18 protein-coding genes are annotated in these 17064 nt (G+C 38.0%); 10 read left to right on the top strand and 8 right to left on the bottom strand.

The window, feature by feature from the left end; all coding sequences use genetic code 11:
* The 4 genes from R1T16_RS01335 to R1T16_RS01320 are packed head-to-tail and all read left to right on the top strand — an operon-like array spanning nt 1 to nt 3827.
* Complete coding sequence (locus tag R1T16_RS01335; protein ID WP_317499255.1) at nt 1–969, top strand: carbon-nitrogen hydrolase family protein; 969 nt, start codon at nt 1–3, stop codon at nt 967–969.
* A gap of 27 nt (nt 970–996) precedes the next feature.
* Nucleotides 997–2100: a cupin domain-containing protein gene (locus R1T16_RS01330; protein WP_317499254.1), complete on the top strand. Its 1104-nt coding sequence runs from the start codon at nt 997–999 to the stop codon at nt 2098–2100.
* Between the two features lie 30 nt (nt 2101–2130).
* The gene (locus tag R1T16_RS01325) at nt 2131–3048 is read left to right on the top strand and encodes a fumarylacetoacetate hydrolase family protein (protein WP_317499253.1); all 918 of its coding nucleotides are present in this window, start codon (nt 2131–2133) and stop codon (nt 3046–3048) included.
* A 23-nt stretch (nt 3049–3071) separates the two neighbouring features.
* Nucleotides 3072–3827 (top strand): Asp/Glu racemase, encoded by a 756-nt coding sequence (locus tag R1T16_RS01320; protein ID WP_317499252.1) that lies wholly within the window; start codon nt 3072–3074, stop codon nt 3825–3827.
* A 27-nt stretch (nt 3828–3854) separates the two neighbouring features.
* On the opposite strand, the gene R1T16_RS01315 is transcribed toward R1T16_RS01320, so the two are convergent.
* The gene (locus R1T16_RS01315; RefSeq protein WP_317499251.1) at nt 3855–4475 is read right to left on the bottom strand and encodes a zinc-dependent metalloprotease family protein; all 621 of its coding nucleotides are present in this window, start codon (nt 4473–4475) and stop codon (nt 3855–3857) included.
* Between the two features lie 399 nt (nt 4476–4874).
* Between R1T16_RS01315 and R1T16_RS01310 the strand changes: the two genes are divergently transcribed.
* A complete protein-coding gene (locus R1T16_RS01310; RefSeq protein WP_317499250.1) occupies nt 4875–6179 on the top strand; it encodes an ATP-binding protein in 1305 nt (434 codons plus the stop codon).
* Nucleotides 6180–6226: 47 nt separating this feature from the next.
* Here the strand turns inward: R1T16_RS01310 and R1T16_RS01305 are convergent, their stop codons facing one another.
* The 3 genes from R1T16_RS01305 to R1T16_RS01295 all read right to left on the bottom strand — a co-directional run bounded on the left by R1T16_RS01305 (nt 6227) and on the right by R1T16_RS01295 (nt 7816).
* Nucleotides 6227–7168 carry a cation diffusion facilitator family transporter gene (locus R1T16_RS01305; protein WP_317499249.1) on the bottom strand — a complete coding sequence of 314 codons (942 nt, stop codon included), beginning with the start codon at nt 7166–7168 and terminating at the stop codon, nt 6227–6229.
* Between the two features lie 67 nt (nt 7169–7235).
* Nucleotides 7236–7613, bottom strand: a complete 378-nt coding sequence (locus R1T16_RS01300) for a hypothetical protein (RefSeq protein WP_317499248.1) — start codon at nt 7611–7613, stop codon at nt 7236–7238.
* 11 nt (nt 7614–7624) lie between these two features.
* The gene (locus tag R1T16_RS01295; RefSeq protein WP_317499247.1) at nt 7625–7816 is read right to left on the bottom strand and encodes a hypothetical protein; all 192 of its coding nucleotides are present in this window, start codon (nt 7814–7816) and stop codon (nt 7625–7627) included.
* Nucleotides 7817–8127: 311 nt separating this feature from the next.
* On the opposite strand from R1T16_RS01295, the gene R1T16_RS01290 reads away from it, so the two are divergent.
* Complete coding sequence (locus tag R1T16_RS01290) at nt 8128–9345, top strand: DUF763 domain-containing protein (protein WP_317499246.1); 1218 nt, start codon at nt 8128–8130, stop codon at nt 9343–9345.
* Here R1T16_RS01290 and R1T16_RS01285 read toward each other — a convergent pair.
* Nucleotides 9331–10884: a DEAD/DEAH box helicase gene (locus R1T16_RS01285; protein WP_317499245.1), complete on the bottom strand. Its 1554-nt coding sequence runs from the start codon at nt 10882–10884 to the stop codon at nt 9331–9333. The two genes, R1T16_RS01290 and R1T16_RS01285, sit on opposite strands and share 15 nt — an antisense overlap.
* A gap of 166 nt (nt 10885–11050) precedes the next feature.
* Here R1T16_RS01285 and nfi point away from each other — a divergent pair, with 166 nt between their 5' ends.
* Complete coding sequence (nfi, locus tag R1T16_RS01280; RefSeq protein ID WP_317499244.1) at nt 11051–11758, top strand: deoxyribonuclease V; 708 nt, start codon at nt 11051–11053, stop codon at nt 11756–11758.
* On the opposite strand, the gene R1T16_RS01275 is transcribed toward nfi, so the two are convergent.
* Nucleotides 11759–12271 (bottom strand): DUF6155 family protein, encoded by a 513-nt coding sequence (locus R1T16_RS01275; protein ID WP_317499243.1) that lies wholly within the window; start codon nt 12269–12271, stop codon nt 11759–11761.
* Nucleotides 12272–12395: 124 nt separating this feature from the next.
* On the opposite strand from R1T16_RS01275, the gene R1T16_RS01270 reads away from it, so the two are divergent.
* The 3 genes from R1T16_RS01270 (at nt 12396) to R1T16_RS01260 (ending at nt 14461) form a co-directional block, all read left to right on the top strand.
* A complete protein-coding gene (locus R1T16_RS01270; protein ID WP_317499242.1) occupies nt 12396–12767 on the top strand; it encodes a hypothetical protein in 372 nt (123 codons plus the stop codon).
* A 146-nt stretch (nt 12768–12913) separates the two neighbouring features.
* A complete protein-coding gene (locus tag R1T16_RS01265) occupies nt 12914–13216 on the top strand; it encodes a DUF3817 domain-containing protein (RefSeq protein ID WP_317499241.1) in 303 nt (100 codons plus the stop codon).
* Nucleotides 13217–14461: a mechanosensitive ion channel family protein gene (locus R1T16_RS01260; RefSeq protein ID WP_317499240.1), complete on the top strand. Its 1245-nt coding sequence runs from the start codon at nt 13217–13219 to the stop codon at nt 14459–14461.
* Here the strand turns inward: R1T16_RS01260 and R1T16_RS01255 are convergent.
* Nucleotides 14458–14850 carry an acyl-CoA thioesterase gene (locus tag R1T16_RS01255; RefSeq protein WP_317499239.1) on the bottom strand — a complete coding sequence of 131 codons (393 nt, stop codon included), beginning with the start codon at nt 14848–14850 and terminating at the stop codon, nt 14458–14460. The two genes, R1T16_RS01260 and R1T16_RS01255, sit on opposite strands and share 4 nt — an antisense overlap.
* A 198-nt stretch (nt 14851–15048) precedes the next feature.
* Complete coding sequence (locus tag R1T16_RS01250) at nt 15049–17040, bottom strand: dehydrogenase E1 component subunit alpha/beta (RefSeq protein ID WP_317499238.1); 1992 nt, start codon at nt 17038–17040, stop codon at nt 15049–15051.
* Nucleotides 17041–17064 lie beyond the last annotated feature (24 nt).

The raw sequence follows: 17064 nt of genomic DNA, 5'->3' as shown, positions 1-17064 counted from the left end.
ATGTTGGATTTACCAAAATTTAAAGCTGCAGCGGTACAGGCTTCTCCCGTTTTCTTAAACGTGGATGCTACTGTAGATAAATCAATTTCAATTATAAAGGAAGCAGCAGGTAATGGCGCATCTTTAGTTGCTTTTCCTGAAGTATTTATTGCAGGTTACCCTTACTGGAACTGGATTATGACACCCGTTCAGGGCAGCAAGTGGTATGAGCAATTATATGTAAATTCGATTACCGTTCCGGGTCCTGAAGTGGACAGGATCTGCGAGGCTGCAAAAGAAAACAACATTCACATTGTGATTGGTGTTAACGAGCGCGGTCAAAGCTTTGGCGAATTATACAATACTAATCTTATAATAGATAATAAAGGTAACCTGATAGGAAAACACCGTAAACTGGTTCCTACCTGGGCTGAAAAACTTACATGGACGGGTGGCGACGGTTCCTCGCTTAAGGTATATAATACTGAAATTGGGCCTATCGGCACATTAGCTTGCGGTGAGAACACCAATACGCTGGCACGCTTTTCCCTGCTTGCGCAAGGCGAACTTATACATATCGCTAATTATATTTCACTGCCGGTTGCCCCACCTGATTATGACATGGCTGAAGCTATAAAAATAAGGGCGGCAGCGCATTCTTTTGAGGGGAAGCTATTTACGATTGTATCCTGTTCAACCATCACTAAAGAAATTATTGATGTAATGAAACAGGATGTGCCTAATGCCGAAGAATTGCTTACGCGTAAGAACAGTGCTTTCTCAGGTATTATCGGCCCGAATGGCGCAGTGATAGGTGAACCCTTAATTGATGTTGAAGGCATTGTGTACGCTGATATAGATTTATCTAAATGTATACAACCTAAACAAATGCACGATTTACTTGGGCATTACAACCGCTTTGATATCTTTGACCTTAGGGTAAATACTGCCCCAAGGAAAAATATTACATTTATAAGTGACAACGATTAGAAAAAACTTCAACTAATTATATTTAGTATGGAAACAAAACATGACGACAGCGTACTGGGCCGTGCCCGCGTTCAGGACACACCCGAGCTGGAAGCTTACTATAAAGAATTGGCAAACCTTGGTGCCGGTGCACTCTGGACAGTAGCTAACGATATTGAACCCTGGGAGCCAAGATCTTCTTCGGTACCCATGTTGTGGAAATATGATCAGCTGCGTGAATTGGTGCTTAAATCGTCTGAATTGGTTACACCTGAACAGGCGGGCCGACGTGTAGTTTATCTTGTAAATGATAAACGTAAAGACGTTAGCGCAGCTGTAGGATGGCTATATACAGGAATTCAGGTAACACGCCCGGGCGAAAGCACTTCTGCCCACAGGCATAAAGCCTCTGCCCTTCGTTTTATCATGGAAGGCGAAGGCGGTTATACGGTAGTTGATGGCAATAAGATAATGCTTGAAGTAAACGACTTTGTTATAACACCTAACAGCACCTGGCATGAGCATGGGGTTGAAGCCGGCGGAAAAACATGCATCTGGCAGGACGGACTTGATATTCCACTTGTAAATGCGCTTGAAGCCAATGATTATGCTGTCTATGATGGCAAGCAGCCATTAATAGCACCTGTAAACCATTTACCGCTTAGCTTTAGCGGAGCAGGCCTTGTACCAGCAGATATTGAGTGGAATAAGCCCTACTCTCCCCTGTTTAAATATTCATGGAAGCACGTATATCCTGCTCTTTTGGAAGCTGCCAATGTAAATGACGGCTCTCAATTTGACGGCATATTGATGCACTACACCAACCCTACTACAGGAGGACACGTAATGCAGACTATGGGAGCATCCATACAATTGCTACGTGCAGGCGAGCATACCAAAGCTCACAAACACACCGGTTCGTTTGTTTACCAATGCGCTAAAGGCCACGGATATTCAATTATAGATGGAAAACGATTTGACTGGAAAGAACGCGATATCTTCTGCGTGCCTTCATGGGTATATCATGAACATGCAAATCTATCAGAAACTGAAGATGCCTGCCTTTTCTCTTTTAACGACCTGCCTGTTATCACTTCACTTGGACTGTATCAGGAAAAAGAGCATCCTGACGGATATCAAAAGATAGATTAATACACAATATAAATACAACAAACTGATATAATGAAATTAGTTACCTACAGAATAAACCATACTGCTGCTAAACTTGGCTTTATTGAAGAGCAGATGATTATTGATGCTGAAAAGCTGGGACATATCAAACAAAGCCCGCTGCCTGATAATATGCTTGATTTTATAGATCTTGGTATAGATGGCATCAACCACGCAGTTCGCCTTATCAATACGGCTACAAAAGAAGAACTGGAAGAATGCTCAATACCTTTGGGTAATGCAACACTTCTGGCACCTATACCCAAGCCTCGTAAAAATATCTTTGGCATCGGGCTTAATTACACAGAACACGTAGCAGAATCTGCACGTACACTGGATACATCAAAAGACCTTCCGCAGGAGCCTGTTATCTTTTCTAAACCTACAACGGCCGTTACAGGACCTGATACGGATATCATCCATAATCAAAAGATAACGAAACAACTGGATTGGGAAGTTGAACTTGCCGTTATTATTGGTAAAGGTGGTAAAAACATCACAAAAGAAAATGCGATGGACCATGTGTACGGCTATACCGTAATAAACGATATCAGTGCCCGTGACTGCCGTCGTGCAGGCCAGTGGATTGTTTCTAAAGGGCAGGATACCTTTGCCCCTATGGGCCCGGTACTGGTAACGCGTGATGAAATTAAGAATCCGCAGAACCTTAATCTTCGCCTGACGGTTAATGGTATAGAAAAGCAGAACTCTAACACCAAATTCATGCTTTTTGATATAAAAGACCTTATTCATGATCTTAGTACTGTATTTTCACTTGAAACGGGAGATATCATAGCTACCGGTACACCTGCTGGAGTTGGTGCAGGCCGTAATCCTCAGGAATTCATGTGGCCCGGCGACGTAGTTGAGGCTACTGTTGAAGGAATAGGAACTCTTAAAAATACAGTTGTAGATTCGGCATCACTTTAATAAATGAATTTAGAAAATTAGAAATGACTAAGAAAACATATAGGATAGGACAGATCGTACCAAGCTCTAACGTTACGATGGAAACCGAAATACCGGCTTTATTACGTTCAAGGGAAATTATTTCACCCGAACGTTTTACATTTCATTCGAGCCGCATGCGAATGAAAAAAGTTACTAAAGAAGAACTCGAGGCCATGGATGCCCAAAGCTTAAAATGTGCACAGGAGTTATCAGACGCACAGGTAGATGTTATGGGTTATGCCTGCTTAGTGGCAATTATGAGCATGGGTAAAGGATACCACTGCGTATCTGAGGCCAATCTTTATGAGGAGACCGTAAAGAATGATGCCCCTGCCCCTATTGTTACCAGCGCAGGCGCGCTTATTAACGGACTTAAAGTATTAGGCGCTAAAAAAGTGGCTGTAATTACGCCGTATATGAAGCCGCTAACACAACTGGTTGTTGATTATATTGAAGACCAGGGATTTGAAGTAGTCGACTTTATCGCTCTTGAAATACCCGATAATTTAGAAGTGGCTGCTCAGGATCCCATGAACTTGCTGGACATCTACAAAAGCCTTAACCTTGAAAGTGCAGATGTATTGGTGGTTTCCGCCTGCGTACAGATGCCTTCGCTTGAGGCTATAGATGCTATTGAGAAAGAAATTGGCATCCCGGTTACTTCTGCTGCTGTTTGTACAACATACGAAATGCTCAAGAAATTAGGGCTTGACACTAAAGTCCCTATGGGTGGCGCTTTATTAAGTGGTAAATATTAATACAATCCCCTTTTTATGAGGGGATTTTTATTGAATAGCCTTTTTGCATTTGACGCATAACTCAGGCTTTGCGTTGTCAATAGTTTTTATGCTTTCTACAGCATCTGTCATCACACATTTTTTATCAGGACAATGTGGTAATCCAAAATTATGGCCGAGTTCATGTATTACCACTTTTTTAAACCGGTTAAAATACAGTTCCTCATTCTTATGCTTTAATCTGAACCCGGATACGATGCAACTTTTGCCGGGACAATACGCTAACCCCATAATACCAAAATCATTGTAGCGCCATTTAGGACTTTTTACACTTCCATCAGAATTATGTTTTGTAGTAGAAATATCTATTTCAGTCAACCCCAGGATATAATCAGCACCATCTGGCAGTGAATGTTCCTGGAATTTTATAATGCTATCGGCTCTATAGCGAGGAGATTTTATATTGATAAAGGCTTCTTTATATAGCTTTCTCTGGGGCAGTATAATAACTGAAACGCCATAATATTCAACTATTGCTTTTTTAATGTTATCTGTTTTATCGCTTTCCATAACATTATAAGGCTGTATAGCTACTGCAGTATCACTACTGATTTTTGAATCGTTACAGGATAGAAATAATAATGCTATAAATAATATTAACTTATTCATATTTATAAGGGCTGACTCAAAAATCTAAAATAAATAAGGACAGGTTTGACTAAGAAATTAAAAATCAGACCGTAACAAGAATCTAAATCATTATTAAAATTGCAGCTGTTTACACAGCTGCAATTAGTAAAAAAATAAATATTAGGGGGCTAATAAATATTCAAAATCGCTTTATGCAGATTTGTATTACAAATATACAAATTAAATTAATTAATCAGATATTTATTTTTTAGATATTATCAGGTTATTGTGAATTTAATTTTACTACATATCACCTTTTAGCTATATTATAGATTATTCGATTTTAAATACGCGTAATCGGCGACTTAATATAGCCGACATAATATTTGTTATCCTTAACAAAAAAATCTATATTTATAATCGGAATATTACTTTAAAATGACTCAGCCAGATAAAAATCTTCAACAGGATATAGACAATATATTACAAATCCCGATAATTTCTACCATCCTGGATGTAATCTGTCTGAATACAGGAATGGGTTTTTCGGCAGTTGCAAGAGTAACTGAAGAAAAGTGGATCACCTGCAGCGCGCGTGACGACATTGGGTTTGGTTTGAAACCGGGTGATGAATTAGAGTTAAAAACCACTATATGTGATGAAATAAGGGATTCTTACAAAGAGGTTGTAATTGATAATGTTCCAGCCCATCCGATATTTAAAGATCATCATACACCAAAAACATACGGCTTTAAAAGCTACATTTCTTTCCCTATCTTTAAAAAGGACGGAACTTTTTTTGGTACTTTATGTGCTATAGATCCTTCTCCTAACATGCTCGACAATCCTGCTGTACGCGGAATGTTTTCTTTATTTACAGATCTTATTTCTTTCCATCTTGAAGTAGTAGAATTCGTAGGTTTAGCTAATAAAAAACTTGAAATAGAGAAATCTGTAGCTCTGGAATTGAAAAGAAAGGCAGGAGATGATGCTATTACAATTCAGAAAAGTAACGCGCAGTTAAAGAAGATGGAAAAGGAATTACAGACATTCTCTTATATATCAAGCCATGATTTGCAGGAACCTTTACGAAAGATACAATCCATAAGCTCTATACTATTAGAGAAGGAGGCAGATAAACTTTCTGAATCAGGTAAAGACTGGTTCAAAAGGCTTCAGGAAGCTGCCAACAGAATGCAGCTTCTCATAGATGATCTTCTTACTTACTCTACTACAGCAACCTCAAAAAATGTTCTTGAAAAGGTATTGCTATCGGAGATATTAGAACAGACGACCGCAGATCTGAAAGAAGTTATTGAATTAAGGGATATCAATCTCGCTACTGATTTTTCTGATGATGCTGCAACAGTGATTCCATCCCAATTAAGGTTATTATTTTACAATCTTATAAGTAACTCAGTAAAATTCTCTGATGAAACACTTCCTTTAAAAATTATTATATCTTCAAGGAGAGATACAGGAAAGTCGCTTCATGATTCACTTCTTTCAGATACGATCTACCATCACATTAACATCACCGATAACGGTCATGGATTTGATCAGAAATTCAGCAGCAGGATATTTGAATTATTTCAGCGCTTATCGGATAAGCCGCAACACGGCACCGGTATGGGACTTGCCTTGGTAAAGAAAATTGTTGAAAATCATAACGGACATATTTCAGCAAATGGACAGCTAGGTAGAGGTGCTTCTTTTGATATATATATCCCCGTTCATGTATAAGGTGAAAAATTTGAGATGTTTGAACCGCAATAAGAAATCACGTCGTATTAATCAGTAGCCTCAATCATCCAGGGCCTGTCCCTGCCGCCAAAATTTTTAGCTTCTATGTAAATTTTCTTAACCGTTGGAAATTCCTTCTTGATTTTGTCTTCGAGTTTTGCAATACCGCCAAAGAGATTTTCAACTGTCATATCCTTTCTGAATTCAACGTCAAGTGCTAATAGGATCTCATTTGGAGCCAGATGCATCGTTAACGGAAAATACAAAGTTTCCACATCCTTATCGCTGCTTACCAAATTATAAATACCTTCAACAATAGCACGATCGGCACTCTCTCCTACTAATAATCCTTTGCTTTCTTTTACCATAGTTATGGCCACTGCTACAAGCACGAGTCCGATAAGTATAGATGCAAGGGCATCAAATACAGGGTTACCAAAATAGTGCCCTAAAAACACACCAAGCAAAGCAATGATAAGTCCGGCTATTGCTGCACTTTCTTCGTATATAACGGCAAATAAGGCAGGATCCTTGCTCATTCCCACTTCTTTCCAAAAGCCGAGTTTCCCGCGGCTTTTATTAAACTCCCGCACAGCATAAAGCAATGATGCACCTTCAAATCCCATGGAAATAACTAATACTATATAATTCCAAAATGGGTCTTTCAGTTCCTCAGGATGTTGAAGATGGCTTATACCTTCGTATATTGACATTCCACCACCAAGCGAAAACACTAATATAGCTACTATGAGTGTCCAGAAATATATCTCTTTACCGTGCCCAAATGGATGTCCTCTATCCGGAGCACGCTGGCTTCTCCTCATACCTAATAACAGCAGCAACGAATTACCGCTATCTACAGTACTATGGATACCTTCACTTATCATTGCAGAACTACCGGTGATAGATGCAGCAATAAATTTTACAACTGCAATACCTATATTGGCCGCCAGTGCCCCGTAAATCGCAATCTTAGAATTTCCCGCCATAAATAAAGTTTTAAAAAAATCCCCGGTATTTAACGTACCGGGGACTATTAATTATAACCTAAAAGGTTTAATATCTTTCGTTTGTTTCTTCAAAATCTTCATCATCGCTTGAGATGGACTGGTTTTGATCTTCATCAAGGTCAATATTATCTTCCAGTAAATAATCATCCTGATTGAAAGCATCAGAATTTTTACTGTTACCACCTTCTTCACTCCACTGTCCGTCGTGTTTTTCTTCTCCAAAATCTGCCTGGTCGGAATTTCGGGTTGGGCTGGTGTCAGATGTATACTGAACTCCAGGTTGTTCCATAGCAAGATATTTATCGGTATCGTCTATATCTTCATTTTTTGAAGAATGTGAATTATAAGTATTTTCTTGATGATTATGAGCAGGCTTGTTTTGAGACTGGTCATCATTTGAGTGTTTTTTATCTTCGTTTATCATAGCTGTATGGTTTAGAATAGTAAAATAGCACTTATATCATTTAGGCTTAGAAGCTTAAGATTATTCATTAGCAGGTTTTTAAGCAACAGACTGCATGATACATCTTCTGTTTTTTCGTTCTCTACAGCAAAGTCTGCCGCAGCCTTCTCATAAGAAAGAGCATTATGCTCATTCATTCCTATATGGGTAAAGATACGTTCCATGGTACTATTAAATTAATGTGTGTAATTGTGTTTTTAAGTTCACCTAAGTTAGTGAGTATAATTCTAAATATACTATAATGTTGTATTAAATTATAGCCAATTTGAACCAACACTTTAAGTGATTGATACAGTTGAGAAATTATTATTGGATATTCACGGCTTTTAATACCTAAAGATAAATCAGTAATTTATTTATTAAGTTAACATTACCAATGTTAACAAATATCAAGCACTATTAGTTAATTAAAAATATAATTTAATCAGTTACAGTATCTTTGTTATTCCTATCTGTTAATTACTCAATTAAACAAATGAAAAGATCCGGTTCTGCAGACCTGCCACTTCATGGAGGACATGTACCGCTTTGGCTGTCTGAAAGGATGGCAAAGCTGGGGCTCGCCATTGTGGAAACAATAGCAATGGAATTTTCTACTTCTGAGGTTATAAGCAAATTAGCTAATCCATTCTGGTTTCAGAGTTTTGGGGCTGTGATGGGTATGGATTGGCACTCTTCCGGAATCACCACATCTGTATTGGGTGCGCTCAAAAAATCTGTAAATCCCCATGCTAAGGAGTTAGGAATATATATTTGTGGAGGCAAGGGAAAGAACTCAACAAAAACACCTGAAGAATTAATCGCTGTTGGCCAGCGCACCGGTCTTAATGGCGTTGAGCTCGCAGGACTGAGCCGCCTGACAGCAAAAGTGGACAATACAGCTATTCAGGATGGCTTTCAACTATATCAGCATAATTTTATAGTAAATGCAAAAGGCGAATGGTGTGTTATACAACAGGGCATGAATAACAACACAGGTACGGCAAGAAGATATCACTGGCATTCGGAAAATCTTCAGTCGTTTGTTAACGAACCGCATACTTTTATTTATGGGCAAAACCAAGGGAAAATTTTAAATCTGACTGCTTCATCTGCAGCCGAAACCCGTGACAAATCATTACTGATTGTTAACGAACATCCGGATAAAATACTTAAAGAAATAAATCATCTTGTAATGCCTAATCACCATGATGTAAGGATAAAAGACGTTAATATAAAACGCCTTGGTGCTATGCTTTGGGTGGCACATGAAAACAAACCTGAGCATTTTGAGGATCTGCTAATGCTAAAAGGTATGGGGCCGAGAACGATCCAGTCTGTAGCGCTGGTTAGTGAAATAATTTACGGTACCCCAACCCGATTTGACGACCCCGCGCGTTTCTCGTTTGCTCACGGCGGAAAAGACGGGCATCCTTTTCCTGTACCAATAAAAGTGTTTGATGAAACTATAAATACACTTCAGACGGCTATACAAAGGGCAAAAATTGGTAACAGCGATAAAATGGATGCCATAAGAAAGTTATCTGAAATTTCCAGAAATGCTGAAAAAGACTTTACACCAAATACAAATTTTGACGCCCTTATACAGAAAGAGCGCGATGAGTCATATAAATATGGTGGGCGTACAATATTTGGCGAAGCGAAACCAACTAAACGAAAAGGAGGCGATAGCAATCAGTTACAACTTTTCTAATTCTATTTCTTCATCGTCGTCGTCATCTTTGTATTTGTAAAACATCTTACCTATATGTATAGTAAGCCTGTTCTTATAATCTTCAATTAGCCACTCCCTGTAATTTTTAGTTGTCTTTGCCAATAATTTAGAATACTGCTTTACACGGTATTCAATATCCGGATCAAGGAGTTTTGCAAGTCTTCGCGCTTCAGGAACAGTTTCAGAATTTTCTATACACATCTGCGCATGCTGGTCTATTGATTTATCAATAACAGCTTTTGGTTTGAGTTTATTTTCTGCAGCCAGCCGAAATTCTTCTTCCACATCAAATGATATGTTTAAAGTTTTAGCAAACTTTTCCCTAACATCGTCCGGCATACTATAACTGTGATAGCTTTCAATATCAGAATCAGTTCTTATATTCTCCAAAAACTGTTCAGGATGCCTGAAAATGTACTGCCAGTCTATAGGATCACTCCAAAGTCCAAAGCGCTGAGCATTATTGCCCAGATCTATTACAGTAAAATAGTCTTTATGAGGCAGTTTTCTTGATCCGCGGCCAATCATCTGGAAATAAAGAGTCAATGACCGTGTTGCCCTGTTAAGTATTATTGCCTCGACAGTTGGCTCATCAAATCCTGTCGTAAGAATAGAAACAGAGGTAAGTATGGCATCAGGTGTCTTCTTAAACCATGTTAGTATCTTTTTACGCTCTATCTCAGGTGTTTTATTGTCAAGGTGTTTAATAGGAAGTCCCGCTGCTTTAAAAGTCTCATACACATATAATGATGTGTTGATACCATTATTAAAGATCAGGGTCTTTTTCCCCTGTGCTCTCGAAAGATAGGACTGTAAAAGTAAATCCTGCATTGCAGAACGCGAATATAACTCGTCAGACGAACTAACAGTATAATCTCCGTTAATACCGAGTTTTAGCGAAGTTAGCTCTACATCATAGCCATACATGGCAGCATTAGCAAGAAACCCTTTGTTTATAAGTGATTGAATCGGTTCGCCTACTATCAATTCGCTATAAGTTTCATACATGGGTAATTCTATGTTAGAACTTAATGGCGTAGCCGTTACACCGAGAAACAGCGAATTTTTAAAAAAGGTAAACAGTTTTCTGAAAGAATTATAATGTGCCTCATCTACAATAACAAGGCCCACATAATCCATATGGAATTTCTTGTCCTTAAGCCTGTTGTTAAGCGTTTCAACCATCGCAACATAACAATCGTACTCATTGTTGTAAGGAAGCTCCTTTACATTACTGTCTATAATCGTATTAGATACACCAAAGCTTTTAAGCATTTGCGACGTCTGCTTGCTTAATTCTATCCTGTGAGTAAGCACAAGAACCTTACGCTGGTATTTTTCAATAAAGCGTCGGGCAATTTCAGAAAATATAACGGTTTTACCGCCTCCCGTAGGAAGTTGGTACAACAAATGGAAATTTTCAGATTTACCTTCAAATTTCTCAAAAATTGCGTCTATATCTTCTTTTTGATAGTGGTACAGCTCTTTCCTGTCCTCGACATTCTCTTCTCTTTCCATGTAGGCGTGTTAATCTCCAAAAATATGATTTTTAAGTGCATTTTACAGTATATAAAATCATAATTCTAACAATCTTCATTAAAAATTAATATAACATTAGGAGCTTGCATCACAAAATCAGCTGTTTAAATACTTAATTTTGGTAAAAGATTTATGTAAGAAGATTATGCTAAATTACGATGGTACCTCATTAACGGAAGCGACAGAAATACAAAATACACTCAGGCACAGTGTATCCCTGATTACCGCTAATAAAAATATATCAACAATTGCGGGAGGAGATATATCTCACAATAAGGATACTGATGTTGTCTATGCAGGAATTGTTATATTGAGCTACCCTCAGATGCAGCTACTCTCCTACTCTATTGTGGAGGCCAAAACTACTTTTCCTTATGTTCCCGGATTTTTAGGCTTCAGGGAAGTTCCGTCTTTACTTCACGCATGGAAACAGATTCCGACAAAGCCCGACCTAATGATTTTAGATGGTCAGGGAGTTACACATCCAAGGCAAATGGGCATAGCATCTCATTTTGGAGTGCTGACAGACCATCCTTCAATTGGCTGTGCTAAAAATATGCTGTACGGAAATTATAAACCGCTTGGCCTTACTAAATTTAGCAGCAGCGAAATCATTAGCCAAAACGAACACATGGGATATGCTGTACGAACAAAAAACAATGTGAAACCGGTTTACATATCTCCCGGACACAAAATATCTGTAGCAGACAGTTTAGAACTAATAAAACCCTGTATATTAAAACACCGGATACCTGAACCGACACGACTAGCACATGAAAAAGTAAATCTTTTCAGGGTAGGCAAGCTAAAAGCCGGATATCATACGGTAAATATTCAGGGAGAATTATTCTAATTATTCAAAGTTGTCGAAAATACGTTCAAACTCCTTCATGTTTTCCCATTTCTGTTTAAATGATTGTTCGTATATACCTTTAATACGCGCCTCGAAGTTGCTGTTCATTCCATTTGCAGCCACATATTCTACAACCTGTTTGTAGGAATTGTACATACTTTTGTAAAAGGAAGAGTATTTCAGCTCTCTTTTTGCCGAATAGGTTTGGGCAATTTCAATGTTATAAAGCATAACATCTGCCACTATATAAGGATCTACCCCAAGGCTTAAAAAGTGTTTGATATATTTTTGGGCAGTTGAGCGGCGAAGTTTAGGACGCTTACCCTTTATAGGAAAATATTCATTAGATATCTTTACCTTGGCTTCCTGCTCCAGTTTTTCTTCTTTAGGATTAAATACAAAGTCGTAATACGCTTTTACTTCACTAAACTTATCATAGAGTGCCAGCAATTGCTCTTCCAGCTCTTCCTTAGGCAATGAAGAAAGATATTTTTTTAAGTCACGTTTACTCATAGCATTCAAAAATAAGCCTTAATTTTACCATCAGCAATAAAATCTCAAAAAGAGTACCGAAAAACTATATAAAATAGTATTTTTGCAATCCTTTAAATAAAGTCAAAACTAAATAACTTTTACTGTGGAAAATCCGAGCGCACAAAAACTGATCAACAAAATACAACTTGACCTTTTTAAAAAAGGTTTTGATGCTGAAATATTAATTGCCGATCTGAAAAAATTACGCGAATATTCCCTTGAAGAGCAGAATCCTGTGCTTACTAAAGCTATACGCCTTACTTATGAGCACCTGGAAGCTAACAATGCTTTTCTTGTCGCAATTCCGGATGATGAGCCTGTAGATGAAGAAACAGAATTAGTAACTGATGGTGCTGCAACTAATGAAAATAACATTGAAAGCCTTGAGTATCTGATCTCTTTATTTAGTGACCTTAGCCACAAGAACAATATTCTTGACCTTAGGGAATATAATAAGGCATTTTTAGCATTCTAAAAGAATTCTACTTTACATATATCAAGCTGTTTGTTTTATCACAAACAGCTTTTTTTATTTTATTCCCAACAGGAATTAGCTTACTTTTTGTTTTTCTGCAAATAAGCTATGCCCTACATTTGCAGGATTAAATCTCAATCTTAATTATGACACGTTTATTTAAAATCATCGCTACCCTTGAGGGTATTTCTGCATTATTCTTATTTTTTGTTGCAATGCCTCTTAAATACATATGGCATAGAGAAGAATTTATGCATACAGCCGGAATGACTCATGGAGTATTATTTGTTACTTATATTGTTATAGCAACAATGCTTAAAATGGAATTAAAATGGTCTTTCAATAAATATCTAATTATCTGCTTAGCGTCAATTCCTCCATTTGGTACATTTTACATTGAGTGGAAATATTTTAGAGGTAATCAGGATGAAAATTCGGAAAACGTATAGATGGAACTACTAAACTGGGCATACAAATTATTCAAGAGTATTGGTTTTGGCCATGTATCGGCGACCTATGTTAACTTGATTATTAACCTTATCATTATTGCTGTTGTTGCATATGTAATTGATAAAGTTGCCAAACGAATTCTTGTTGTAGGTTTTACCCTATTTGCCAGAAAAACCAAAACTTCTTTTGACGATTTCCTGGTAACTAACAGGACACCAAAATTTGTTGCCCATTTAATTCCGATACTATTTATATACAAGGTTGTTCCTGTAGCACTAAAAGATTTCACTTATTGGGAATATGTATTTTCTAAAGGCATCGCGACGTTCCTTATTCTTATAAGCCTTTGGATAGTAAGGAGTATATTTAATGCCATAGGCGACCATCTCAAGCTGCAACCTGATTATAACGACAAGCCTATAGACAGTTATGTTCAGCTTTTAATGCTTATCCTCTGGATTTTTGGTATTACAGCTATAGTGCTTATGCTGTTTGATATAAAGTTTCAAAATCTTTTAGCTACGTTTGGAGCAATATCGGCAGTTGTAATTATAATTTTTAAGGATACTATACTTGGCGTAGTTGCCAGTATTCAGGTTACGATCAACGACATTGTGCGTATAGGCGACTGGATTACTATCGAAAAATTTGGGGCAGACGGCGATGTTATCGAAATTAACCTGGCTACAGTTAAGGTTAAGAATTTTGATAACACCACTACTACTATTCCAACATACAGCCTTGTTTCAGATTCTTTCAGGAACTGGAGGGGAATGCAAAGCTCTAACGGCAGACGTATAAAAAGACACATACTTATTAAAGCAAATACAGTGCGCTTTGTACATCGTGATGAGATTAAAGAATTCAGCAAGATACAACTGATCACTGCATACATAGAACAGCGTCAAAACGACATCGATAAATATAATGCTCAAAATGGAGTGGATAAATCTTTATCGCTAAACGGCAGAAATCTTACCAATCTGGGATTATTTCGCAAATATATTAACTGCTATATAGAAACGCATCCGGGGGTAAACAAAGATATGACCATAATGTGCCGACATCTGCAGCCAACCGAAAAAGGTATTCCGATTGAGATCTACCTGTTCACGTCAGATAAACGCTGGATAAATCACGAGTATATAATGGCCGATATATTTGACCATATTATCGCCTCTGTGGCATATTTTGACCTGGAAATATTTGAATTACCCTCAGGCAAGGGTTATATAGATGCCTAAGGTTTTGCAATCCTGTCTTTAACGTATTCAATCTTCGTCTTGCCATGTGCTGATGGACGGCCGAAGCTATCAAGGTTAACCATGGTGATATTATCTACAGTAATTATCTTTTCCTGAGTCATTTTATTACGCACTTCAGATTTAAGAACGATTGACGTTGATCCAAAACGAACTACATCTATACCAATCTCTACGATATCTCCTTGTTTGGCAGAACTCATAAAATTGATTTCCGACATGTGCTTTGTTACAACACGCTGATTTTCCAACTGTATTATTGAATATAAAGCAGCTTCTTCATCTATCCAGGCTAACAATTTACCTCCGAATAGTGTGCCGTTAGGATTAAGGTCTTCGGGTTTAACCCATTTTCTTGTATGAAATCTCATAACTGATAATTTTCAGGAACTAATTTAAAACTAAAGTCGTCAGCAGTTAATTACCATTGACGCAACGTTGCAAAATTACGGAAAACGCTATGGTTTATCGCTTATATTTAAATGATTTTACCTATACTGTTATCACAAAAAAACACCCTATTTTCAGTCGAAAACAGGGTGTTTCAATAATTTACAGGCTTCACAATATTAATATGCTAATAATTTCTTTAGAACTGTTTCAAAACGTTCTTTAGGAAGGTACTGATCCTCTAATGCTTTCGTGAAAGGGATAGCGCTTTCTAGACTTCCAACACGTTTTACGGGTGCATCAAGATGTTCGAAACACTCTTCCATTATCATAGCCGAGATGTCGCTCGCTATACCTCCAAACAAACTATCCTCCTGTAAAATAATAACCTTTCCTGTCTTTTTAACCGATTTATATATAGTTTCGGTATCCAACGGCTGCAGTGTCCTTAAATCAATAAGGTCAGCTTTTATATCAGGATTTTTATCCAATGTTTCCAGCGCCCAGTGTACTCCTGCACCAAAAGATATAATTGTGATATCTTCTCCTTCTTTAAGCATTGCTGCCATACCAAACGGAATAGTATAATAGTCTTTAGGCACATCCTGATAAATACTTCTATATAAAGCTTTATGTTCAAAGAACATTACAGGGTTAGGATCGTTAATCGCTGTCGCCAATAATCCTTTAGCATCATAAGGAAATGCCGGATAGACCACTTTGAGGCCTGGTGTTTTTGTAAACCATGCTTCATTGGTCTGCGAATGGAAAGGCCCAGCCTGCACCCCTGCCCCGCAAGGCATGCGCACAACCACATCAGCATTTTCCTGCCAGCGGTAGTGTACTTTTGCAAGGTAATTTACGATGGGGTTAAATCCAGTAGAGACAAAGTCAGCAAACTGCATTTCAATAACCGATTTATATCCGTTTATAGAGAGCCCCATTCCGGCAGATACAATAGCCGATTCACATATAGGCGTATTACGAACCCTTTCTTTTCCAAACTCAACAACAAATCCATCTGTAATCTTAAAAGCACCTCCATATTCAGCGATATCCTGGCCCATGATGATCAGGTTTTCATGGCGTTCCATAGATTGCTTAAGCCCCTTTGATATAGCATCTATCATACGAATATTATCTGTGTATTCTGAGGAAGTAACTTCCTCATGCTGATATAGTTTATAGACGTCATTTAATTCTTCGCTTAAATTAGCTTCTATTGCAGGTTCAGCAGAAGCCTGCTGATAATTTTCGTCAATTTCTTTTTTCAATTCGGCACGGAGTGCTTCGTCCATTTCGTCGGTAAGTACGTTCTGTTCTTTCAAGAACTTACGATAATTATCAACCGGATCTTTAATAGCCCACATATCCATGAGTTCCTGCGGAACGTATTTTGTGCCACTTGCTTCCTCATGCCCACGCATCCTGAATGTCTTAAATTCTATAAGTACCGGACGCGGATTTTCACGCATACTTTCTACAATATCCCCTAGCTTAGTATATACTTCAAGTATGTTATTACCGTCAATTATATGCGACTCCATTCCGTAACCTACGCCTTTATCGGCGAGGTTTTCGCAGCGAAACTGTTCATTAGTAGGTGTAGATAAACCATAGCCATTATTTTCAATAACAAACAGTACCGGGAGATCCCATACGGCTGCAATATTTAGTGCTTCATGAAAATCACCTTCGCTGGTGGCACCTTCACCTGTAAATACAGCAGTAACCTTTTTTTCGCTGCGTAGCTTATTTGCTAATGCAATACCGTCGGCAACCCCTAGTTGCGGACCAAGGTGTGATATCATCCCGATAATCTTATATTCCTGTGTTCCAAAGTGAAAGGAGCGGTCGCGTCCTTTGGTAAAACCATTGGCTTTACCCTGCCACTGTGAAAATAGTCTGTACAACGGAATATCCCTGCCTGTAAATACACCAAGATTACGGTGCATTGGCAATATGTATTCATCTTTATGTAAAACGGCAGTAACGCCTACCGATATCGCTTCCTGCCCTATTCCCGAAAACCATTTGGATACTTTGCCCTGACGGATGAGAATAAGCATCTTCTCTTCTATCAGCCTGGGCTTCATCAATTTTTTATATAGATCAAGTAATTGCTCGTTCGAAAGCTGCTTCCTGTCAAAGCTAAGTTGTATAGTTGTCATAGTTTTTTTTATAAACGTGTCAAA

It is taken from the genome of Flavobacterium sp. DG1-102-2, assembly GCF_033042555.1.
GTDB lineage: Bacteria > Bacteroidota > Bacteroidia > Flavobacteriales > Flavobacteriaceae > Flavobacterium.
This window is presented reverse-complemented; position numbering and strand designations above follow the sequence as displayed.